General features: G+C 67.3%; 11 protein-coding genes. 5 read left to right on the top strand and 6 right to left on the bottom strand.

Going from position 1 to position 22,846, the window contains the following annotated elements; translation table 11 throughout:
* Positions 1-36: 36 nt before the first annotated feature.
* The gene (locus H610_RS0114855; protein WP_028240407.1) at positions 37-717 is read right to left on the bottom strand and encodes a response regulator; all 681 of its coding nucleotides are present in this window, start codon (positions 715-717) and stop codon (positions 37-39) included.
* The gene (locus tag H610_RS0114860) at positions 717-2,096 is read right to left on the bottom strand and encodes an ATP-binding protein (protein WP_028240408.1); all 1,380 of its coding nucleotides are present in this window, start codon (positions 2,094-2,096) and stop codon (positions 717-719) included. Before H610_RS0114860 ends, H610_RS0114855 begins: the two co-directional genes overlap by 1 nt.
* A 159-nt stretch (positions 2,097-2,255) precedes the next feature.
* Between H610_RS0114860 and H610_RS23975 the strand changes: the two genes are divergently transcribed.
* The 3 genes from H610_RS23975 to H610_RS0114875 are packed head-to-tail and all read left to right on the top strand — an operon-like array spanning position 2,256 to position 7,928.
* On the top strand, positions 2,256-3,407 hold the full coding sequence (locus H610_RS23975; protein WP_236614309.1) for an efflux RND transporter periplasmic adaptor subunit: 1,152 nt from the start codon (positions 2,256-2,258) through the stop codon (positions 3,405-3,407).
* Between the two features lie 10 nt (positions 3,408-3,417).
* Complete coding sequence (locus H610_RS0114870; RefSeq protein ID WP_028240409.1) at positions 3,418-6,540, top strand: efflux RND transporter permease subunit; 3,123 nt, start codon at positions 3,418-3,420, stop codon at positions 6,538-6,540.
* A complete protein-coding gene (locus H610_RS0114875) occupies positions 6,537-7,928 on the top strand; it encodes an efflux transporter outer membrane subunit (protein ID WP_043238683.1) in 1,392 nt (463 codons plus the stop codon). The genes H610_RS0114870 and H610_RS0114875 overlap by 4 nt, the downstream gene beginning before the upstream one ends.
* Positions 7,929-8,029: 101 nt before the next feature.
* Here the strand turns inward: H610_RS0114875 and H610_RS23980 are convergent, their stop codons facing one another.
* Together H610_RS23980 and hrpA are read right to left on the bottom strand one after the other, a co-directional pair.
* The gene (locus H610_RS23980) at positions 8,030-10,420 is read right to left on the bottom strand and encodes a M48 family metallopeptidase (RefSeq protein ID WP_084166465.1); all 2,391 of its coding nucleotides are present in this window, start codon (positions 10,418-10,420) and stop codon (positions 8,030-8,032) included.
* Between the two features lie 809 nt (positions 10,421-11,229).
* A complete protein-coding gene (hrpA, locus tag H610_RS0114885) occupies positions 11,230-15,351 on the bottom strand; it encodes an ATP-dependent RNA helicase HrpA (RefSeq protein WP_028240411.1) in 4,122 nt (1,373 codons plus the stop codon).
* Positions 15,352-15,855: 504 nt separating this feature from the next.
* On the opposite strand from hrpA, the gene H610_RS0114890 reads away from it, so the two are divergent.
* Positions 15,856-17,805 (top strand): methyl-accepting chemotaxis protein, encoded by a 1,950-nt coding sequence (locus H610_RS0114890; RefSeq protein ID WP_028240412.1) that lies wholly within the window; start codon positions 15,856-15,858, stop codon positions 17,803-17,805.
* 468 nt (positions 17,806-18,273) lie between these two features.
* On the opposite strand, the gene fadD1 is transcribed toward H610_RS0114890, so the two are convergent.
* Both fadD1 and fadD2 read right to left on the bottom strand, forming a co-directional pair.
* Positions 18,274-19,962 (bottom strand): long-chain-fatty-acid--CoA ligase FadD1, encoded by a 1,689-nt coding sequence (gene fadD1 / locus H610_RS0114900; RefSeq protein ID WP_028240414.1) that lies wholly within the window; start codon positions 19,960-19,962, stop codon positions 18,274-18,276.
* 362 nt (positions 19,963-20,324) lie between these two features.
* A complete protein-coding gene (fadD2, locus tag H610_RS0114905) occupies positions 20,325-22,013 on the bottom strand; it encodes a long-chain-fatty-acid--CoA ligase FadD2 (RefSeq protein WP_028240415.1) in 1,689 nt (562 codons plus the stop codon).
* 227 nt (positions 22,014-22,240) lie between these two features.
* Between fadD2 and H610_RS0114910 the strand changes: the two genes are divergently transcribed.
* Complete coding sequence (locus tag H610_RS0114910; protein ID WP_028240416.1) at positions 22,241-22,711, top strand: MaoC family dehydratase; 471 nt, start codon at positions 22,241-22,243, stop codon at positions 22,709-22,711.
* Positions 22,712-22,846 lie beyond the last annotated feature (135 nt).

Here is a 22,846-nt window from a genome sequence, read left to right on the forward strand (position 1 = left end):
GGCCTCCAAGCCAGGCGGCCGGCCGTTCGAGGCGGCTCATGGTTCGAACTTGTAACCAACGCCGTAGATGGAATGAATCAGCTCTTCATCGGGGCTCGCCAGCTGCAGTTTGCGCCGCAGGTTCTTCACGTGGCTGTCCACGGTTCGATCGGTGACTATGCGATTGTCGTCATAGAGCCGGTCCATCAGTTGGTTCCTGGAAAATACCCGCCCTGGCGAGCCGGCCAGGCAACTGAGCAGGCGAAACTCGACCGGCGTCAGGTCCAGATCGATCCCCTTGAAGGTGGCGCGGTATTCCGTGGTCTCCAGGCGCACGCCCGTGTCGACCGTCCGGCTTCGTCGGCGCAGGATCGCACGCGCCCTCGCCACCACTTCACGCGGACTGAAGGGCTTGCAGATATAGTCGTCGGCCCCTAGATCGAGCCCGAGCAGGCGGTCGACCTCTTCGACCCTTGCCGTGACGAGCATGATCGGTACATCCGAAAAGGTACGCAGTGCGCGGCAGATATCGAGCCCATCACGTCCGGGCAGCATAATGTCGAGCAGGATCAAGTCCGGAGGAGCCACGCGAACTGCAGGCTCGACCGCCAACCCTTCGTCCATGCAGGTCACACGATGGCCGGCCGCCTGGAAATAGTCACGCAACAGATTCGCCAGCTTGGGCTCATCCTCTACGATCAGAATGTCGGCTGGACGGAGTTCTTCATTGCCGCCCATCAGGCACTCTCCGTCGGCAATTGCAGGTGCAGCCAGAGGCCTCCCAACGGGGACCGCCGTGCTTCGAGCGTTCCACCGTGGGCTTCGGCAATGCTTCGGCAAATCGCCAGCCCGAGGCCGGAACCGCCACTGGCACGACGCCGCGAAGCCTCTGCGCGGTAGAAGCGTTCGAACAACCGGGACAGTTCGGCGTCTGGAACGCCCGGGCCGGAGTCCATCCAGTCGACGCCGATTCCGGCGCCATCCTGCACGACCTCGATTCGCAGCCGGCCACCAGAATCGGTATAGCGCAGGCTGTTCTCGAGCAGGTTGCCGAACAGTTGCTGCAGGCGGCCGGCATCGGCCAGCACCGGTCGCGTTCGCTCGGGCACCGTCATCTCGAGGGAGAGTCCGCGCTCGCGGCAACGCCCGGCTGCGCCGGCCAGCGAGAGTTGCAGCAACTCGATCAGATCGACCGGGCTCTTGCGATAAGTCAGCGCGCCGACGTCGGCCAGCGAAAGCTCGTAAAGATCGGCAACCAGCTTGTTCAGCAGGCCGACCTCCTGCTGCAACGAGCGAAGCGACATGGCATCCAGCGCACGTACGCCATCTTCCAACGCCTCGAGTTCGCCCCGCAGCACCGCCAGCGGCGTGCGCAGTTCATGCGAAATGCTGGCCATGAACTCGCGCCGCATGCGTTCGTTGCGCTCCAGGGCGAACGCCAGCTGGTTGAAGTCGCGCGCCAACTGGCCTACCTCGTCGTCGGCCTGCGCCTGCACGCGCTCGCTGTAATCACCCGCAGCCAGCCTATGCGTTGCAGCGGCCACCTGACGTACCGGGGCGAGCAAGCGACGCGAAGCCCAGCGGGCGATGAGCGCTGCGAGCAACAGGGCCAGCACGCCCACCCCCATACTCGAGAGCAACTGGCGCTTGACCAGCATCTCGCCCCCGGCTTCGACAACGCTCTGGAAGGGTACGACCGCCAGCCAACCCACTACCTGACCATCCACTTCGATGGGCCGGCGCGAGGCATCATCGGTCAACTGGACGAACTGCACGACCGGCTCTCCGGCCGCATCAAGCAGGGCGATACGCAAACCCCCACCGGTCAGATCGGATGCGGGCATGACCCATTCGGGCGTCTCGTCGCCGACAGGAGGACGCATCAGTTCGAACCATTCCGGGTTCCTCCCGCGCAACCGGTCCCAACTGCCATACCGGCGGTAATAGTCTTGCATCTTGGGCAGCACGCTCTCTGCTCGCTCCTCGGTCAGGCCATTGACGTAGCCGAGAAAGCCTCGCGCGAAGCTCCAGCCGTCCGCCACGCCCATGGCCAGGGCCACAAACAGGGCGGTACCGAGTACGGCGACGAACAGCTTGCGGGACAGGCTCGACTTCATCAGGGATGGGACATCACGGAGGGCGAAGGTCCGGCTATTAAGACCGCCCATGCCCGGCGATTCAACATTGCCGCCGCAATCTCCAAATTCTCTGCACATTTGCTCCACAGCATGGGCTGCATGGAAAAACGACCCGGGTCCGCCCCGATGGGAGCAATAATGCAATTTCTGAAGCGCAGCACACTGGCCTACCTCGCCGCCGCGCTCCTGGCCGGCTGCACGCCGGCGCCGGAGCTGCCGCAAAGTCCCGTTCCCGAAGTGGGTGTGATCACCGTCGAGCCACAATCCCAGTGGCTGACCAGCGAGCTTCCCGGCCGTACCAAAGCCTGGCTCACCGCCGAGATTCGCCCGCAGGTGGGTGGCATCGTCAAGGAACGACTCTTCACCGAGGGTTCGTTCGTCAAGATGGGCGACATCCTCTACCGCATCGATTCGGCGCCCTATCAGGCGGTATATGACCAGATGCGTGCGGCCACGGCACAGGCTAAGGCCACGCTCGACTCGGCGAGGTTGAAAGCCAAGCGCTATGCCGCCCTGGCCGAGATCGACGCCATCAGCCAGCAGGACAACGAGGACGCCCAGGCCACCTGGCAAAGCGCCGAAGCCGCCTATCAGGCAGCCAAGGCCTCCGAGCAGAGCGCTCGCATCGATCTGGCGTACACCACGCTGACGGCGCCGATTTCCGGCCGCGTCGAAACCTCGAGCGTCACCCCCGGGGCTCTGGTGACCGCCAGCCAGGAAACCGCACTGACCACCGTGCAACAGCTAGACCCGCTATACGTCGACATCACCCAGTCCAGTGCCGAGGTGCTTCGTCTCAAGCGCGAACTGGCCGAGGGGCGGCTGCACAAGGCCGGCGACGACGAAGCGAGCATCCGCCTGCGCCTGGAGGACGGCAGCGAATACGCTCATGCCGGCCGCCTGCAGTTCAGCGGCGCCAGCGTGTCGCAGAGCACTGGTAGCGTGACCCTGCGTGCCGTGGTGCCCAACCCCGACGGATTGCTGCTGCCGGGCATGTACGTGCGCGCCCTGCTCGAGGAAGCAGTCGACGAAAACGCGATCCTGGTGCCACAACGCGCCGTCACCCGCAGCGCAACGGGTGCCACCCACGTGCTGCTGGTCGAAGACGGCAAACTGACGCAGCGCGAAGTGACCATCGGCCGGCAGGTCGAGAACCAGTGGTGGATCACCTCGGGCCTGAGCGGCGGCGAACAATTGGTGATCGAGGGCGGCCAGAAGGCGCGGCCCGGCGACGCGGTCAGTGCACGGCCCATGACCATACCCGCGGCCGTGGCCGTCACCACGCACTGAGGAGGCGGACATGGCACGCTTTTTCATCGACCGGCCGATCTTCGCCTGGGTCCTCTCCATAGTCGTGATGCTCGCAGGCGCACTGTCCATCAGCCGCCTGCCGCTGGAGCAGTATCCGGATATCGCACCGCCGACGATCAACATCTCCGCGACCTATACCGGCGCCTCGGCCAAGACCATCGAGGACTCGGTCACCCAGGTCATCGAGCAGCAGATGAAGGGTCTCGACGGCTTGATGTACATGTCTGCCTCGAGCAGCTCGGCGGGCAGTGCGCAGATCAGTCTGACCTTCGCCGCCGGCACCGATGCCGATGTGGCGCAGATGCAGGTGCAGAACAAGTTGCAGCAGGCCGAATCACGCCTGCCGCAGGCGGTGCAGAACCAGGGCATCACGGTGACCAAGGGCGGCGGCGACTTCCTGATGATCGTCGCGTTCCACTCGCACAATCCCTCGATCACCCATACCGACATCGGCGATTTCATCGACAGCCAGCTCCTCGACCAGATCAGCCGCGTCGACGGCGTCGGCGAGGTACAGACCCTCGGCTCCGGCTACGCCATGCGCATCTGGCTCGATCCGGCCAAGCTCGAACAGTACGCCCTGATGCCCTCCGACATCAGCAGCGCACTCGAGGCGCAGAACACCGAAGTCTCGGCCGGCCAGCTCGGTGCCCTGCCGGCGAAGGCTGGCCAGCAGCTCAACGCCACCATCAGCGCGCGCAGCAAGCTGCAGACCGTCGAGCAGTTCCGCGACGTGGTGGTCAAGAGTGACAGCGATGGCTCGCTGGTGCTGCTTTCGGACGTGGCGCGGGTCGAACTGGGCAGCGAGAGTTACGACGTGGTCGCCTCGCTCGATGGTCAGCCCTCCGCCGCGATGGCCGTCAAGCTGGCCACCGGAGCCAATGCGCTGGACGTGGCCGAGGCGGTGAAGGCCCGGCTCGCCGAGCTGGCGCCGAATTTCCCCGCCGAGCTGCAGCTCGAGATGGCCATCCCCTACGACACCACGCCCTTCGTCAGCCTTTCCATCGAAGAGGTGGTCAAGGCGCTGTTCGAGGCGATCGCGCTGGTAGTGCTGATCATGTATCTGTTCCTGCAGAACTGGCGTGCCACGCTGATTCCGGCCGTCACCGTGCCGGTTGTATTGCTCGGCACCTTCGGCGTGCTGGCGGCCTTCGGCTACTCGATCAACACCCTGAGCATGTTCGCCATGGTGTTGGCCATCGGCCTGCTGGTGGACGACGCGATCGTGGTGGTGGAGAACGTCGAGCGGGTGATGAGCGAGGAAGGCCTTTCGCCGCGCGACGCGACGCGCAAATCGATGGACGAGATCAGCGGCGCGCTGGTGGGCATCGCCCTGGTGCTGTCGGCGGTGTTCGTGCCGATGGCTTTCTTCAGCGGCTCTACCGGCGCCATCTATCGCCAGTTCTCCGTGACCATCGTCAGCGCCATGCTGCTCTCGGTTCTGGTGGCCATGAGCCTCAGCCCGGCGCTATGCGCCACCCTGCTGCGATCGGGCACGCACGGTCCGCGACGCGGTTTCTTCGGCTGGTTCAATCGCACCTTCGCCCGCAATACCGAGCGCTACGGCCACGGCGTTTCCCGTGTGTTGCGCAGCGGCCCACGCATGCTGCTGGTCTACGCCCTGATCGCGGGCGTGATGGCGGTCGGCTACCTGCGCCTGCCCGGCTCGTTTCTCCCGGACGAGGACCAGGGCATGCTGATGGCCATGATCCAGCTACCGGTCGGAGCCACGGACGAACGCACCCAGGCCGCGACCAGCCAGTTCATCGACTACATGCTGGAGCAGCCGGAAGTGGACTCGATGATCTCGGTCACGGGCCTCGGCATGGGTGGTAACGCACAGAACTCAGGCCGCGCGTTCATCAAGCTGAAGGACTGGAGCCTGCGCGAGGGTGCCGAGCAGACCGCCGCCGCCCTCGCCCGTCGCGCCACCGCGGCCCTGTCCAGCCTGCGCGATGCGAGCATCTTCATCATGCAGCCGCCGGCCATTCGTGGCCTTGGCGAGAGTTCCGGCTTCGATCTCCAGCTCAAGGATGTCGGCGGTGTCGGCCATGATGCGCTGATCGCCGCGCGTGATCAGTTCCTCACCCTGGCGGCGCAGAGCGACAAGCTGGTCGGCGTGCGCAGCAACGGCCTGGAGGACACACCGGAATTCCATGTCGCGATCGACGACCGCAAGAGCGGCGCCTTCGGCCTGTCCACCCTGGACATCAACGATACCCTGGCTACCGCGATGGGCGGCAGCTACGTCAACGATTTCGTCTACAACGGCCGGGTCAAGAAGGTCTATGTGCAGGGCGAGGCCGACAGCCGCATGCGCACCGACGACCTCATGCGCTGGTACGTGCGCAACGACGCCGGCGAAATGGTGCCGTTCAGCACCTTCGCCAGCACCGACTGGACATACGGCTCGCCCATGCTGGAGCGCTACAACGGCAACGCCTCGATAGGGCTGGTCGGCGACCCGGCGACCGGCGTGAGTTCAGGCGACGCAATGGCCGAGGTCGAGGCGCTGCTCGCGCAGTTGCCGGCCGGGATCGGCTACGAGTGGTCGGGGCAGTCCTACCAGGAACGACTGTCCGGCTCGCAGGCGCCGATGCTTTACGCCGTCTCGATCCTGTTCGTGTTCCTCTGCCTGGCAGCGCTCTACGAGAGCTGGTCGGTACCCTTCGCGGTGATGCTGGTAGTACCGCTGGGCATCGTCGGCGCGGTGTTGGCCACCGGCCTGGGCGGGCTGAGCAACGACGTCTACTTCCAGGTGGGCCTACTGACCACCGTCGGCCTTGCGGCGAAGAATGCGATCCTTATCGTCGAGTTCGCCAAGCACTTGCAGGAGCAAGGCATGGAGCTGCTCGCGGCGACGCTCGAGGCCTGTCGGCAACGCCTGCGGCCCATCCTCATGACATCGTTGGCATTCATGTTCGGCGTGCTGCCGCTGGCCCTGGCCAGCGGTCCCGGCGCCGGCGGTCGTCAGGCGATTGGCACTGGCGTGCTGGGCGGGATGTTCAGCGCCACCGTGCTCGGCATCTTCTTCGTTCCGCTGTTCTTCGTCCTGGTTCGCCGCGCGAGCGCTCGTCGCGCACCGACCCTGCTCTCAGGAGTTGAAGCATGATTCGCCCTGCCCCGCTCGCTGCCTGGCTATCTGCCCTGGCGCTGACCGGCTGCGTCAACCTGGCGCCCGAATACCAACGCCCCGAGGCGCCGATACGCGACCAGTGGCCGGCCGACGTCGTAGCGTCGACCGCGCCGGCCGATGTGCTCTCGGCGCTGGATCGCTTCGTCCTCGATTCACGCCTGCGGCAGGTGCTGGAACAAGCCTTGGCCAACAACCGTGACCTGCGGGTAGCCGCCCTCAACGTGGCGACCGCGCGTGCGCAATACCGGGTGCAACGTGCCGAGCAGTTCCCCACCGTGGACGGCGTTGCCAGCGGCAGCCATAGCCGCGCTGCCGTCAACAGCGGTTCGGAGACAGCCAGCGTCGAGCACCAGTACAGCGTCGCGTTGAGCCTGAGCTACGAACTGGACCTGTTCGGCCGCCTGCGCAACCTCAGCGATGCCGCGCTGGAATCCTACCTGGCGCTGGAGGAAACTCGCCGCAGCACACAGATCAGCCTGGTGGCCGAGGTCGCGACGGCCTGGCTGACGCTTGCCGCGGACCAGGAACTCCTGCAGCTAGCCAAGGACACCCTGGCGAGCCAGCAGGCCAGTTATGACCTGCAGCAACGCAGCCATGCGCTGGGCAATACTTCCGGACTGGAGCTCGCCCAGGCGCAGACAACGGTCGAATCAGCACGCGTCGACGTGGCCGCCTACCAGAGCCAGGTGCAATTGGACCTCAACGCACTGGAGCTTCTCGTCGGCGCGCCGGTGGACAGCGCCTTGCTACCGCAGGCGCTGGAAGCTGACAGTGCCGAACTGGTCGCGCTACCCGGCGAGTTGCCGTCGAGCCTGCTTCAGCAGCGCCCCGACGTCCTCGCCGCCGAACACACACTCAAGGCGGCCAATGCCGACATCGGAGCCGCCCGTGCGGCATTCTTTCCCAGCATCAACCTGACCGGCAGCGCAGGGACGACCAGTTCGGAACTGGCCGGGCTGTTCAAGGCCGGTAGCGGCGCCTGGAGTTTCGCGCCGAGCATCAGCGTACCGATCTTCAATAATGGGGCCAACCGTGCGTCGCTGGCGGCTGCGCGGAGCGAACATGACATGCAGCTCGCCACCTACGAGAAGACCATACAGACGGCATTCAGCGAGGTAGCCGATGCCCTGGCCGTGCGCAGCACCATCCAGGCGCGCCTCGCGGCCCAACAAGCACTGACCGACGCCACCGAGCGGAGCTACACGCTGGCCGATGCCCTGTACCGCAGCGGTGCCAGCAGCTACCTCGACGCACTGGATGCCCAGCGTTCGCTGTATGCCGCACGGCAAACGCTGATCGACCTTCGCCTTACCGAACAGAGCAACCGCATCACCCTCTACAAGGCGCTCGGTGGCGGTGCCTAGGTCTGTTGCCGTTTCGTCGCGAGCCGCTCTGCTGCCTGGGGAATGACCCGCCGGCGCCCTGCCCTTTCGCGGACAGCGGCGGCCGGTTCTATGGGCGCAGCCTAAGCGTTGTCAGCCGTTGCCGGGACCTTGGCAGGCGAGGCGCCTTCAACCGCGGCACCGGCGGCCTTGGCCAGCAGGCGGATGCCGCGAATGCCCTGGGCCCGCTCGATGGCCAGGCAGGCGCTGGCGACTTCGGCGGCCACCCGTGCATGCATGTAGGCGAGGCTGTCCACCAGGGTGCCGCTGTTCTCGAAGAAGTCCATGGGTTCGCCGGGCTCGCCCTTCAAGTGTGGGCAGCGCAGGCGCAGGTAGCCGCCGAGGGTATCGCCGTCGAGGAACGGCTGGGCGATGCCGTCGGCCTTGGCCAGCAGGCGCAGCGCGAGGTCTTGGTAGCGCACCAGCGCGTCGTGGCTGAGCTGGTCGGAATGGTTGTCGCCCTGGCGGCGATAGTCGAGGGTGAAGCGCCGGGCCAGTTCGCGGGCCTCGACCAGGCGCGCGTAGTCGGGGAACAGCGCGCTGAGCTGCAGCAGCAGGCGGCCGGCGGTGCGGGCGGCCTCGTTGCCGCGCGCCAGGGTGAATTCGAGCCGGCGGCGATACAGCGAGGCGGCCTGCGCCAGTTGCTGCTGCGCAGGCGTCTGGCCCTTCTCGATCTGGCGGTACAGGGGCTCGTGCTTTTCCGGGACGATGGGTTCGCGGTCGCTGAGCCAGGCCTTTTCCCCGCGACGATGCCAGCTGAGGCAATAGGCCAGGGCGACGCGCTGCTCCTGTTCCTGCTCGGCGGTCTGCCAGGCGCCGATGATTTCCGGCGATTGCTGGCGCAGGGTGTCGACGATGGCCTGCCAGCCCAGCTCGGTGTGCGCCGGCAGGGCCGGCTGGTGCAGCGGCAGCCAGGGCTCGGCGCGCCATTGCCGGCCGCTCCATTCCTGCAGCTGGTCGAGCGCCTGTTCGCGCTGGTCGTTGAGCTGCAGCAGGGTGTGGCTGTCCTGCAACTGGGCGCCCTGGTAGTCCAGGCCCAGGTCCGTGTAGTAGGCCAGGGTCACCCGCTCGCAGTGCTCGGCGAAGCGGGTGAACAGCGTGGCTGCCGGACGCGTGTCGTGCACGTGCCCCGGGGCCTTCAGCGCCTCGCTGTGGTGGATGCGTTCGAGGTCGGCCGGGTGCGTGTCCCAGTAGCGGGTGGTGCGCTCCTCCAGGCTCTGCTCGATGGCCTGCAGCACCTGCCTGTCCAGGCGCGCGACCATCAGCGCGGTGGCTTCCGGCATGTCGCGCAGCAGCCGGCGCTCGCGCCAGATGCGACCGTTCTGCCGGTCGACCTCCTGCCAGGCCTCGGACAGCGTGCGCAGGCGCAGGGCGGTCTGGCGGAATACCCCGCTGCCGCTCAGCAGCGCCTCGTAGCGGTCGGCGTCGAATTCCATCTGCCGTGACAGCGAGCGCGACAGGCGGAAGCTCAGCCAGAAACAGCCCTGCATCAACCGCCGCGAGAGGTCGATGCCGAACTGGCCGATCTGCAGCGCCAGGGCGACCGGGAACCACAGGTCCCGCTCCATCCACTCGTCCAGGCGGTCGTCCCAGGGGTCGGCGGTGTAGCCGCGCACCTCGAGCCAGGCGTTGACGCGGTTGATCAGGAAGCTGCAGCGCATGCCCAGGCGCTGGGCGAAGTGGCCGAATTCATGGGCCAGCACGCCGGTGAACTGCTGTACGGTCAGCCCGGCCACCAGCGGCAGGCCGATGGTCAGTACCTTGCGCCCGGAACGGAAGCCGCGCCAGCCGCCCTCGAAATGCACGCTGGCATTGACCTGCCCGGACAGATGGACCGCCACCGGCGGCTGCAGGCCGATCGCCTGGCAGAGCTGGTCGATCACCTGCCGCAGCCGCGGTTCGGTGTCGAGGTCCAGCACCAGCGCGCGCTCGTCCGGCGCGCGCCCGGAGAACAGCGGCCGCGCCAGGAACAACAGCAGCACACCGCCGCTGATTGCGGGTATGGCATAGGCGCAGAGCTTGAGCCAGATGCCATGCGTGGAGGCGAGGTACACATGGACATGGCCGAGATACCAGCCCAGGGCCACTGCCAGGCCGATGACGAGCCCGGCGTAGAGCGCCGGGATCAGCAGGCAGCAGAGCGTCACCAGCAGCAGGTGGGTGACGTAGCGGCGGCTGGGAGGCGAGCGCTTGAGGCCGGCCTGGGCCAGGGCCTGCAGGGGCTGAAGCGGATCGGCGGCCGGGGCGGGCTCGAACGCCTCGATGCGGGTGTCGAGCCCGACCGCCGCGAAACGCTTGCGCAGCGCCTCGGCGCCCGGGCGATCCAGCCCCTGCTTGAGCACCCGCACCGCGGGCGGCAAGAGCGTCTCCGCCTGCGCCGCCGAAAGCTTCATTTGCCCCACCAATCGCTGGCGGATGGTCTCGTTCGAGCAGCCCTGCGCGGCCCGCCCCGTCAGTACCAGACGAAATTTCATGCGTCCTTGCCCCCTGAGGTCAGAGGCGGAGGTTAGCAAGGCGCTCGAAGGCCAGACAGCGCTGCGACACGGGCTGAGAAAGGCATCACGCTCTTCGTTTCAGGACCGGGTGTGGAGCGTTGTTCGGCTGATTCGCAGGAAGGGACAGGCGGTTCTGGCGGCCCTCATCCGGCCCTGCGGGCCACCTTCTCCCGAAGGGAGAAGGGAAAAGCGCCAGCACCACCTGTAGCTTCGATGGGCGCCTGTAGGAGCAGGCTCTGCCTGCGACCGGCGCCTGTACCATGCCGTGACCAACACCAAGACAACCCCCTGGTTGGGGTGAGGGAATGCATGCCGGCTTCCCTCATCCGGCCCTGCGGGCCACCTTCTCCCGAAGGGAGAAGGGAAAAGCGCCGGCACCACCTGTAGCGTCGATGGGCACCTGTAGGAGCAGGCTCTGCCTGCGACCGGCGCCTGTACCATGCCTTGACCAACACCAAGACAACCCCCTGGTTGGGGTGAGGGAATGCATGCCGGCTTCCCTCATCCGGCCCTGCGGGCCACCTTCTCCCGAAGGGAGAAGGGAAAAGCGCCGGCACCACCTGTAGCCTCGATGGGCACCTGTAGGAGCAGGCTCTGCCTGCGACCGGCACCTGTACCATGCCGCGACCAACACCAAGACAACCCCCTGGTTGGGGTGAGGGAATGCGTGCCGGCTTCCCTCATCCGGCCCTGCGGGCCACCTTCTCCCGGTGGGAGAAGGGAAACGCGCCGGTACCACCTGTGCGCTATGCGCCTCAACCCAACCTATGGTGCCAACCCGAGGCCCGTCAGACCTCGACCAGGCTCCACTGCTTGGACAGGCGCTTGTCCGAGACCGGCATCCTGGTCCCCAACTGCTGGGCCCAGAGCGAGACGCGGTACTCCTCGAGCATCCAGCGGTACAGCGCGAGGTTGGGGTCGCGCTTGCCTTCCTGCGCGTGCTTGGCGGCGCGGGCCTGGTACTGCGCCCAGTAGCCGCCTATCTCGCCGGTCCACACGCGGTCGCGCTGGACCTGGCCGCCGACCTTGTCCAGGCGCTGCTCGATCGCCTTGAGGTAGCGCGGGTATTCCTTCAGCCATTCGGCCGGCGTGTCGCGCACGAAGCCGGGGTAGATGAGGTTCGCCAGTTGCGCCTTGATGTCGTTCAGCGCCACCGCCTGGGCCAGGTCGATGCGGCCCTTGAAGCGCTTCTGCAGGCCCTGGCGCAGCTTGAGGATCTCCAGCACCCGCCGGGCCAGGCGCTCGGCGTGCGGCGTCCAGTCGCCGCGCTTGCGCTCGGCCAGGGAGGCCAGCGCGGCGCCGTCGCGCGGCAGCGGCGCGACGCCATCGAGAATGGCCTCGTCGAGGCTGGCCAGCAGGATGTCCTCGACCAGCGCGTCGGGCTTGTCCATGTCGCGGTAGAGCAGGCTGAGCTCGGTGAGGCCCGGCAGCTTGTTGCGCAGGTATTTCGCCTGCTCGTTCAGCTGTTGCAGCAGCAGGCGCTGGAGGGCGCGGCGGTGCTGCCAGTCGGCCTCGGCCTGGGTCGGGAAGCGGCCCTCCTTCACCACCCCGGCCTCTTCCACCAGCGCCGGGTAGACGGTCATGGACAGTCCGGCGACCTTCTGCTGGGACTTTTCCGGCACCGCGTCGAAGCCTCGCGCCTCCACCGGCCTGTCGGCCTGCTCCTTCTTCTGCGGCACGGCCAGCGCGGCCTGGCTGGCCTCGGCGAAGCGTGCGGTGAGTTCGGCCAGGTCGCGGCCTTCGCCGAGGTACTTGCCGCGGGCGTCGACGACTTCGATGTTCATCCGCAGGTGCCGCTCCAGCCCGGCGACCGCCTCCGGCCAGGCCTCGTCGGGGATGCGCGCGCCGGTCATGCGCTGCAACTCGCGGCCGAGCGCCTCGAACAGCGAGCCCTGGCCGAAGGTGATCTTGGAAAGCGCAGCGGAGACGAAGTCCGGCACCGGCACGAAGTTCTTGCGGATCGCCTTGGGCAGGTTGCGCACCAGCGCCACCGCCTTGGCCTCGATCAGCCCCGGCACCAGCCAGTCCAGCCGCTCGGGCGGCAGTTGCGGCAGCAGCGGCGCCGGAACGCGCAGGGTCACGCCGTCGCGCTCGCTGCCCGGCTCGAAGTCGTAGGTCAGCGGCAGTTCCAGCTCGCCGAGGCACAGGCTGTCGGGGTACTGCGCGGCGGTGACCTCGCGGGCGTCGCGCGCCAGCACGTCCTCCTCGCGCATGATCAGCAGTTGCGGTTCCCTGGCGCTCTCGCGCTTGTACCAGCTCTCGAAGCTGGCGGTCTGGTAGATGTCGGCCGGCAGGCGCGCGTCGTAGAAGGCGAACAGGGTTTCCTCGTCGGCGAGGATGTCGCGCCGGCGGGCCTTGGCCTCCAGCTCGTCGAGGCGTTCGAGCAGTTGGCGGTTGGCCGTGAGCGCGCGGGCACGGCTGTTGATGTCGCCGCGCACCAGGCCCTCGCGGATGAACAGCTCGCGCGACAGCGCCGGGTCGATCGGCCCGTAGTGCACCGGGCGGCGGGCGACGATGATCATGCCGTAGAGCGTGACCTGCTCGAAGGCGACCACCTGGCCGCGCTTCTTTTCCCAGTGCGGCTCGAAGTGGTTGGTCTTGATCAGGTGCCCGGCCAGCGGCTCGATCCACTCCGGCTCGATCTTGGCGACCATGCGCGCGAACAGCTTGGTGGTCTCCACCAGCTCGGCGGCCATCACCCAGTTCGGCTTCTTGCGGCCGATGACGCTGGAAGGGTGGATCCAGAAGCGCCGCTGGCGTGCGCCGAGGAAATCGCCGTCCTCGGTCTTGCTGCCGATCTGGCTCAGCAGGCCGGCGAGGATGGCCTTGTGCACCGCGGCGTAGTTCTTCGCCCGGATCGCGGCCTCGCCGGCCTCGGCCTGCTGGGCGAGCTTGGCGTTGACGCGCTTGTCGGTGGTGCGGGCAGGTTCGGCAGTGGATTGCTCGGTGGAAAAGGCTGCGCCGTTTTCCACCCTACGGTCGCCGTTCTGGCGGTCGTAGGAGCGAGCTTGCTCGCGAACCTTTCCAGATGCGCCCTGTTCGCGAGCAAGCTCGCTCCTACGGGGTTCGGTGCCCAGCTTCAGCTCCCGCACGATCAGCGTCAGCTGGCGGTGGGCATCGCGCCACTCGCGCAGGCGCAGGTAGTTGAGGAAGTGCTTCCGGCACCAGGTACGCAGGGCGTTGGAGCCGAGCGCCTGGCGCTGCTCCTCGAAGCCGCGCCAGAGGTTGATCAGCGCGGCGAAGTCCGAGTCCGGGTCCTTCCACTGCGCGTGCGCCTGGTCGGCCTGGGTCTGGCGGTCGGCCGGGCGCTCGCGCACGTCCTGCACCGACAGCGCGCTGGCGACGATCAGCACCTCCTCGAGGCTGCCCTGCTGCGCCGCCTCCAGCAGCATGCGGCCCAGCCGCGGGTCGATCGGCAGCCGTGCGAGCTGGCGGCCGAGCGGCGTCAGCTGGTTCTCGCGGTTGACCGCCGAGAGTTCCTGCAACAGGTTGAAGCCGTCGCTGATGGCCTTGCCGTCCGGCGGCTCGATGAAGGGGAAGTCCTCGATCTGGCCGAGGCGCAGATGCAGCATCTGCAGGATCACTGCCGCCAGGTTGGTGCGCAGGATTTCCGGATCGGTGAATTCCGGCCGGCCGAGGAAATCCTCCTCGCTGTACAGGCGAATGCAGATGCCCGGCTCGACCCGTCCGCAGCGGCCCTTGCGCTGGTTGGCGCTGGCCTGGGCAATGGCTTCGATGGGCAGCCGCTGGACCTTGGCGCGGTAGCTGTAGCGGCTGATGCGCGCGGTGCCGGAATCGATCACGTAGCGGATGCCCGGCACGGTCAGCGAGGTCTCGGCAACGTTGGTGGCGAGCACGATCTTGCGCCCCGGCATCGGCCGGAAGATCTTCTGCTGCTCGGCCGGGGTCAGCCGCGCGTACAGCGGCAGCACCTCGGTGTGGCGCAGGTTGGCCTTGCGCAGCACCTCGGCGGCGTCGCGGATCTCGCGCTCGCCAGGGAGGAACACCAACACGTCGCCGGGACGCTTGCCGACCTGCTTCTCGTGCGCCTCGATCTCGCCCAGCGCGGCGAGGATACCCTGGTCGACGGTGAGGTCGTCCTCGACGCGGTTGCCGTCCTCGTCGGTCTCGGCGGCCAGCGGCCGGTACCAGAGGTCGACCGGATAGGTGCGGCCGGAGACTTCGACGATAGGTGCATCATCGAAGTGCTTGCTGAAGCGCTCCAGGTCGATGGTCGCCGAGGTGATGATCACCTTCAGGTCCGGCCGGCGCGGCAGCAGGGTCTTCAGGTAGCCGAGCAGGAAGTCGATGTTGAGGCTGCGCTCGTGGGCCTCGTCGACGATGATCGTGTCGTACCTTTCCAGGAAGCGGTCGTGCTGGGTCTCGGCGAGCAGGATGCCGTCGGTCATCAGCTTGACCAGCGTGCCTTCGGTGCTGTGGTCCTCGAAGCGCACCTGATAGCCGACCAGCTCGCCGAGCGGCGTGCCGATCTCCTCCGCGACCCGCGTCGCCACGCTGCGCGCCGCCAGCCGGCGCGGCTGGGTGTGGCCGATCAGGCCGTGCACGCCGCGGCCGATCTCCAGGCAGATCTTCGGCAACTGGGTGGTCTTGCCCGAGCCGGTCTCGCCGGCCAGCACCAGCACCTGATGCTTCTCCAGCGCCGCTTTGATCTCGTCGCGCTTGGCGGCGATCGGCAGCGCCTCGTCATAACGCATCACCGGCACGCTCTGCCTGCGCGCCTCGACCTTGGCGCAGGACGCCCGGAAGCGCTCCAGCCACTGCGCCTGCCGGGCTTCGTCCGGCTGCTTCTGCAGCTCGTGCAGCTGCCGGCGCAAGCGGTGGCGGTCGGCGATCAGGGCCTGGTCGAGATTCTTCAGCAAGGAGGAAAAGGCGGGCGTCGTTTCGGTCATCAGGCGGCGTGTGGCTCGGCGGCAAAGAGCGGGATTGTCGCAGATTTGACCCCTTGCCAGCAGGCCGATTCGACCGGGGATTCCATGCCGGCCGGAACGTCGAGATCCAACCGTCACAGACCGTAGCTATCCGACCGGCGACCCTCCAGTCCCCGCCCCGCTTGCCGTTAAGGAAACCGAGGACGACACCGCGACGACCAGCAGGCCTTGCTCGCGACTGTGGGAGAGCCCGGTCACCCGCGATCACGAAGCGTCACAGAGTGTCACTTCGCCTTCTTGACGATCGGGTGCCGTGGATATCATGAGTCGTTGGCAAGGGCGCTTGCCGCACGAATGCCCGTGTCGGAAGGCGCACCGGCTGCCCGGCCACATGGGGTCGAAGCGGCCGGAACAGACAGACAATGATTCCTGCCTTCGACGCGCCCCTCCTCGCCGCAGCGACATCGCTCGTTTCCGTCTCAATCCAATCCGGCACGGAATCCCGTTCGCCAAGGAGTCTTTCGTATGTTTGGAATCCGCTCTGGTATTGCGGGACAGCTGGGCGCGGCGCTTTCCGCCGTGCTGGTGGTGGTGATCAGCGCGAGCGGGCTGTTCGCCCTGCGCTCGCTTAGCCAGTCGACCGAGGACGCGCACCGCCAGCACCTGGCCAGCGAGGCGAAGCTGCTGGCCGATCAGCTGGTCACCTTTCAACAGTCGCTGAGGACTAGCACCCTGCGCCTGGCCACGCTGTTCGAGCGGCGCTTCGCCGAGGGGCTTAGCCGCAGCGACAGTGGCCCGGAGCCGATGCTCACCCTCGCCGGGCGGCCGCTCAACGGCGACTTCACCCTGGTGGACGAATTCAACGAGCTGACCGCCGGGGTCGCCACCGTCTTCGTTCGCAGCGGCGAGGACTTCCTGCGGATCACCACCTCGCTGAAGAAGGAGGACGGCTCGCGGGCAATCGGCACACAGCTCGACCGCAAGCACCCGGCCTATGCCCGCCTGCTGCAGGGCCAGCCCTACGTCGGCCGTGCCCTGTTGTTCGGCCGCCACTACATGACCCAGTACACTCCCGTGCGCGATGCGTCCGGCCAGGTGATCGCGGTGCTGTTCGTCGGCTTCGACTACACCGACGCGCAGCGCCAGCAGTTCGACAGCCTGGCGGCCTTCCGCATCGGCGCCGGCGGTTCGCTGGCGATTCGCGAGGAAAACGGCGCCTGGCTGGTCAAGCCGGCCGGGACCGAGCGCGCGGACGCCGCCGAAGCGTCCCTCGCCCAGCCCGACGCCACTCATGGCGTGGTCTGGAGCGACGGCGCGCAGGAGTTCCTCAGCGTCGCCGCGCCGGTCGCCGGGGAAGGCTGGCAGGTGGTCGCGACCCTGCCGGAGCAGGAGATCCAGGCGCTGATCTGGCAGGTCGGTACGCGGCTGGCGCTCGGCAGCGGCCTGGCGCTGATCCTGGCAGTGGCGGCTTCGATCCTGCTGCTGCGCCAGCGCCTGCGACCGCTGGGGCCGCTGGTGGAGCAGGCCCGGGCCTTCGGCGCCGGCGACCTGAGCGGACGGCTGCAGATCGTCCGGGACGACGAGATCGGCACCCTGTCGGCCACCTTCAACCAGATGGCCGAATCGCTGTCCGGCACCGTGACCGAAGTGCGTAGCGCCTCGGCGGACGTGACGCAGCGCGCCGACCAGTTGAATACCCTGGCGGCCGCGACCCAGCGCCGCTCCGCCGAGCAGGCGGCCCAGCTCGACACCATGGCCAGCGCGGTGGAGCAGTTCAGCGCCACCGCCGGCGACATCGCCACGGGCATGCAGCGCACCGAACAGCTGACCACCGAGAACGTGGCGCGCACCCGCCAGGGCGCCGAGTCGATGCAGGCGTCGTCCCAGGCGCTGGGCCAGATCGCCCGTTCGCTGACGGCCACGGCCACCGTGATCAACGGCCTGGGCGAGCGCTCGCAGCAGATCGGCGGCATCGTCGGAGTCATCAGCGGCATCGCCGAGCAGACCAACCTGCTGGCCCTCAACGCCGCCATCGAGGCCGCACGCGCCGGCGAGCAGGGCCGCGGCTTCGCGGTGGTGGCCGACGAGGTGCGCAACCTGGCCGCGCGCACCAGCCAGGCGACCCGCGAGATCGCCGAGGTGATCGTGTCGGTGCAGGAGGAAACCACCCGCGCGATGACCTCCATCGACGACGGCAACCGCCTGATGCAGGAAGGCCTGGCGCTCAACGGCGCCGTGGCGACGACGCTCGACGAGATCCAGGCGCACACCGCGCAGACGCTGGAACAGTTCGCCGGCATTGCCCGGGCGACCAGCGAGCAGAGCGCCACCGCCACCGTGCTCAGCCAGAACCTCCATGCCGTGGCCGAGGACAACCAGTCGACGCGCGAGGCCGGGAATCAGCTGGCGGAGACGGCGCGAGAACTCAAGGCACTGGCCGACACGCTGGAGCGCGAGGTCAATCGGTTTCGGTGAAGGCAACCGTGGCTGAGTCTTGCCCACCGTTCCGGCGATAACGTCGCCGCGGAACCGGAGCCGAGGCAAGGGGGGCGGCGCATCCGAGGGTCAGTGCCGTCCTTTGGGAAGTGGGGTGCTAGGCGCACGGTTCCCTCACCACAGCCCTCTCCCGGAGGGAGAGGGCGCCGGTCCGCGTGGGACCTGGCACCGGATGTAGGAGAGACCTTGGTCGCGAACGGAGCCGGCGCCGATGCCGAGCTTCTTCGCGAGCAAGGACTCGGCATCGGCGCCGCGGGGGCACGCCTCCCACAGGAATTACCTGCGCCGAGCGGATTCGGGTCGCAGGCAGAGCCTGCTCCTACGGGTCACGACGTGGCTACAGGCTTTTCCCTTCTCCCTGCGGGAGAAGGTGGCCCGCAGGGTCGGATGAGGGGCTGTGCGAGACCCGATCTCAGGGCGAGCTTGCCAGACTGGGCAAGCCGACGCCTACTTGACGCCCAGCTTCTTCAGCTCCTGGTCCCGCAGCTCGCGGCGCAGGATCTTGCCGACGTTGGTGGTCGGCAGGCTGTCGCGGAACTCCACGTGCTTCGGGCGCTTGTAGCCGGTGACGTTGTCGTGCATGTGCTGCATCACCTGTTCCTTGGTCAGGCTGTCGCCCGGCTTGGTGACGACGAACAGCTTGATCGCCTCGCCCGACCGCTCGTCCGGCACGCCGATGGCCGCGCACTGGTGCACGCCCGGCAGGGTGGCGAGCACGTCTTCCAGCTCGTTGGGGTACACGTTGAAGCCCGAGACCAGGATCATGTCCTTCTTGCGGTCGACGATGCGCATGTAGCCGTCTTCCTGGATGATCCCAATGTCGCCGGTCTTCAGCCAGCCGTCCTCGCTGAGGATTTCCGCAGTGGCCTCGGGGCGCTGCCAGTAGCCCTTCATCACCTGCGGGCCCTTGACGCAGAGTTCGCCGACCGAGCCGAGCGGCAGGTCGTTGCCTTCGTCGTCGATGACCTTGCACTGGGTCGACGGCAGCGGGATGCCGATGGTGCCCCCCTTGATGTGCTTGATCGGGTTGACCGACACCACCGGGCTGGTCTCGGTCAGGCCGAAACCTTCGGCGATGTCGCAGCCGGTGACCGCCTTCCAGCGCTCGGCGGTGGCCTGCTGCAGCGCCATGCCGCCGGAGACGGTGAACTTCAGCGCGGAGAAATCCAGCTTGCGGAAGGCGTCGTTGCCGCACAGGGCGACGAACAGGGTATTGAGACCGACGAAGCCGGTGAAGCGGTACTTCGACAGGTCCTTGACGAAGGCCGGCAGGTCGCGCGGGTTGCTGATCAGGATGTTGTGCGCGCCGATCAGCATCATCAGCATGCAGTGAAAGTTGAATGCGTAGATGTGGTAGAGCGGTAGCGGCGCGATCATCACCTCGCTGCCTTCCTGCAGCTCGTTGCCCATCAGCTCGCGGTTCTGCAGCATGTTGGCGACCAGGTTGCGGTGGGTCAGCATCGCGCCCTTGGCCACGCCGGTGGTGCCGCCGGTGTACTGCAGCACCGCGAGGTCCTCGCCCAACGGGTTGGCCTCGCGCACCGCCTTGCCCTGCCCCAGGGCCATGGCGCGGTTGAACCTGACGGCCTGCGGCAGGTTGTAGGCCGGCACCATCTTCTTCACGTGCCTGACCACGCTGTTGACCAGCAGCCGCTTGAGCCCGGGCAGCAGGTCGCCGACCACGGTGACCACCACGTGCTCGATGCCGGTCTTCGGCAGCACCTGTTCGGCCAGGTGCGCCATGTTCGCCAGGCATACCAGCGCCCTGGCGCCGGAATCGTTGAACTGGTGCTCCATCTCCCGCGCGGTGTACAGCGGGTTGGTGTTGACCACCACCAGCCCGGCGCGCAGCGCGCCGAACACCACGACCGGGTACTGCAGCACGTTCGGCATCTGCACGGCGATGCGGTCGCCGGGCTGCAGGTCGGTGTGCTGCTGGAGGTAGGCCGCGAAGTCGCCGGACAGGGCGTACAGCTCGCGGTAGGTGAGGGTCTTGCCGAGATTGCTGAAGGCCGGCTTGTCGGCGAAGCGCTCGCACGACTGCTTCAGCACGGCCTGGATGTTCTGGTACTGGTCGGGATCGATCTCGCTGGCAACCCCGACAGGATACTTATCCTTCCAGAAGTTATCGGTCATAAAGCCCCACTCCTAAGCGTCGGCTGCATATTTGCGGGCAGTTCGCACGCATTTGCAGGCGTTTTGTTGTGTTTTGTTAACTTTTGTACGGCGATCCCGGCCAAAAATCGGCGCCGAGCGTAGCAGCTTTGCCAGTGCCGGAACAGGGTGCGAACCGCCAGCGACCGATAAAAAAGTGACCGGCAGGCGGAAATCGGTCATCGACGACCCGGCAGCCCGCGGGGCTGGGCAACTGCACTGCCGGCGTCTGGCACGCGGGTTTGCGGCAGGAGCGGAGCGGGAAGCGGAGCGGGAAGCGGAGAGAGAGATAAAAGGAAGGGAGGGCCCGCCGCCTGCCCGGGCGGCGGGGTCGCGTGCGGCCGTCAGGCCTGTTCGCGCAGCTCGCGGCGCAGGATCTTGCCCACCGGGCTCATCGGCAGCGCGTCGCGGAAGACGTAGTGCTTGGGAATCTTGTAGCCGGTGAAGTTCTCCCGGCAGTAGGCCTGCAGATCTTCCAGGGTCAGGCTCGGATCGCTCGGCACCACGAACAGCTTGACCACCTCGCCCGAGCGCTCGTCCGGTACACCGACGGCGGCGCAGGCGGCCACCTTCGGATGCGCCATGACCACGTCCTCGATCTCGTTCGGGTAGACGTTGAAGCCGGAGACGATGATCAGGTCCTTCTTGCGGTCGACGATCTGCACGAAGCCGTCCGGATCGATGATGGCGATGTCGCCGGTCTTCAGCCAGCCGTCGGCGTCCAGCACCTCGGCGGTGGCCTCGGGGCGGTTCCAGTAGCCCTTCATCACCTGCGGGCCCTTCACGCAGAGCTCGCCGCGCTCGCCGAGCGGCAGTTCGTTGCCCTCGTCGTCGATCACCTTCAGCGTGGTGCCCGGCACCGGCAGGCCGACGGTGCCCAGCCGCGACCGCTCGCCGTGCGGGTTGGCGCAGACCACCGGGGAGGTCTCGGTCAGCCCGTAGCCCTCGGTCACGGTGACGCCGGTCAGGCTCTTCCAGCGCTCGGCCACCGAGGAGACCAGCGCGGTGCCGCCGGAATTGGTGCCCTTGAGCGCGGAGAAGTCGATCTTCCTGAAGTCCGGGTGCGACATCAGCGCGACGAACAGCGTGTTCAGCCCGAGGAAGCCGGTGAAGCGCCACTTCTGCAGCTCCTTGACGAAGCCGTTGATGTCGCGCGGGTTGGTGATGAGCACGTTGTGGTTGCCGGTCACCATCATGCACATGCAGTTCACCGTGAACGCATAGATGTGGTACAGGGGCAGCGGCGCGATCATCACCTCCTGCCCCTCGCGGATGATCGGCTGGCCGTCGTCGCCGAGCTGCTGCATGTTGGCGTACACCTGGCGCATGTTGGCCACCAGGTTGCCGTGGGTGAGCATGGCGCCCTTGGCCACGCCGGTAGTGCCGCCGGTGTACTGCAGCACGGCGATGTCGTCGAGGGTCAGCGACACCGGCCTGAGGCTGTGGCGGGCGCCGTCGCGCAGCACGGCCTTGAAGCCCACCGCCTGCGGCAGGCTGTAGGCCGGCACCAGCTTCTTCACGTGCCTGACCGCCGCATCCACCAGCAGCCCCTTGAGCGTCGGCAGCATGTCGCCGATCTTCGCCTCGATCAGGTATTCGATGTCGGTGTCGGGCAGCACCTCCTGCACCGAATTGCCGAAGGTGTTCAGATAGACCAGCGCGCGGGCGCCCGAATCCTTGAACTGGTGACGCATCTCGCGGGCGGTGTACAGCGGATTGGTGTTGACCACCACCAGACCCGCGCGCAGGGCGCCGAACACGGCGACCGGGTACTGCAGCAGGTTGGGCATCTGCACGGCGATGCGGTCGCCGGGCTGCAGGTCGGTGTGGTTCTGCAGGTAGGCGGCGAAGGCCGCCGAGTGCCGTTCCAGGTCCGCGTAGGTCAGGGTGACGCCCATGTTGCTGAACGCCGGGCGGTCCGCGTGGTGCTTGCAGGAGCGCTCGAACACCTCCACCACCGAGCGGAACCCGCCCATGTCGACGTCGTTGGGCACCCCGGCCGGGCGCTTGTCGTTCCAGAATTCAGGTTGCATTTGTTATTGGCCTCTTTACCTGAGAGAGTCTGGCCCGCGAGGGCGGGACTCCGGCGACGTTAGCAGCAACCTGGCGGGCGGCAAATAGGCGAAGCGCTTCATCAGGCTCGTGAATCTCCGCCACCGTGGCAATGTGCCCTCCCCGGTTGGGCATTCGCCGGCGGCGGCCTAGAATGCCCGCCACCGTGCCCTGCGCACCCTGCCCGTCGAGCGGAGAGACCCCCTACATGACCCAAGTGACCAACACGCCCTACGACGCCCTCGAAGTCGGCCAGAAGGCGAGCTTCAGCAAGACCGTCGGAGAAGCCGACGTCCAGCTGTTCGCCGCCGTCTCCGGCGACCGCAACCCGGTGCACCTGGACGCCGAGTTCGCCGCCGGCACGCTGTTCAAGGAGCGCATCGCCCACGGCATGTTCAGCGGCGCGCTGATCAGCGCGGCGATCGCCTGCGAGCTCCCTGGCCCGGGCACCATCTACCTCGGCCAGCAACTGTCCTTCAGCCGCCCGGTGAAGCTCGGCGACACCCTGCGCGTGGAGCTGGAGATCCTCGAGAAGCAGCCGAAGAACCGCGTCCGCATCGCCACCCGCGTGTTCAACCAGCGCGACGAACAGGTGGTCGACGGCGAAGCCCAGGTGCTCGCCCCGCGCAAGCAGGAAACCTTCACCCTGGCGGAACTGCCGCCCATCACCATCGGCTGAGCGCCAAAGTGGTGCAGGAACGAGCGTCTCCGCACCAGACCAGTCCCTTCCTCCCTCATCCGGCCCGCCGGCCAACCTCCCCCCGACGGGAGAAGGGAAAAGCCGGCGGCTGCCCGTAGGAGCGAGCTTGCTCGC

The organism is Stutzerimonas azotifigens DSM 17556, from assembly GCF_000425625.1.
In the GTDB taxonomy this organism is placed as follows: domain Bacteria; phylum Pseudomonadota; class Gammaproteobacteria; order Pseudomonadales; family Pseudomonadaceae; genus Stutzerimonas; species Stutzerimonas azotifigens.

Bases quoted from the DNA above. Each gene is read 5' to 3' on its own strand.
- H610_RS0114875 (WP_043238683.1), top strand. From the start codon at position 6,537: ATGATTCGCCCTGCCCCGCTCGCTGCCTGGCTATCTGCCCTGGCGCTG.
- H610_RS0114870 (WP_028240409.1), top strand. From the start codon at position 3,418: ATGGCACGCTTTTTCATCGACCGGCCGATCTTCGCCTGGGTCCTCTCC.
- H610_RS0114855 (WP_028240407.1), bottom strand. From the start codon at position 717: ATGGGCGGCAATGAAGAACTCCGTCCAGCCGACATTCTGATCGTAGAG.
- H610_RS23980 (WP_084166465.1), bottom strand. From the start codon at position 10,420: ATGAAATTTCGTCTGGTACTGACGGGGCGGGCCGCGCAGGGCTGCTCG.
- hrpA (WP_028240411.1), bottom strand. From the start codon at position 15,351: ATGACCGAAACGACGCCCGCCTTTTCCTCCTTGCTGAAGAATCTCGAC.
- H610_RS0114890 (WP_028240412.1), top strand. From the start codon at position 15,856: ATGTTTGGAATCCGCTCTGGTATTGCGGGACAGCTGGGCGCGGCGCTT.
- H610_RS0114860 (WP_028240408.1), bottom strand. From the start codon at position 2,096: ATGAAGTCGAGCCTGTCCCGCAAGCTGTTCGTCGCCGTACTCGGTACC.
- H610_RS23975 (WP_236614309.1), top strand. From the start codon at position 2,256: ATGCAATTTCTGAAGCGCAGCACACTGGCCTACCTCGCCGCCGCGCTC.
- fadD1 (WP_028240414.1), bottom strand. From the start codon at position 19,962: ATGACCGATAACTTCTGGAAGGATAAGTATCCTGTCGGGGTTGCCAGC.
- fadD2 (WP_028240415.1), bottom strand. From the start codon at position 22,013: ATGCAACCTGAATTCTGGAACGACAAGCGCCCGGCCGGGGTGCCCAAC.
- H610_RS0114910 (WP_028240416.1), top strand. From the start codon at position 22,241: ATGACCCAAGTGACCAACACGCCCTACGACGCCCTCGAAGTCGGCCAG.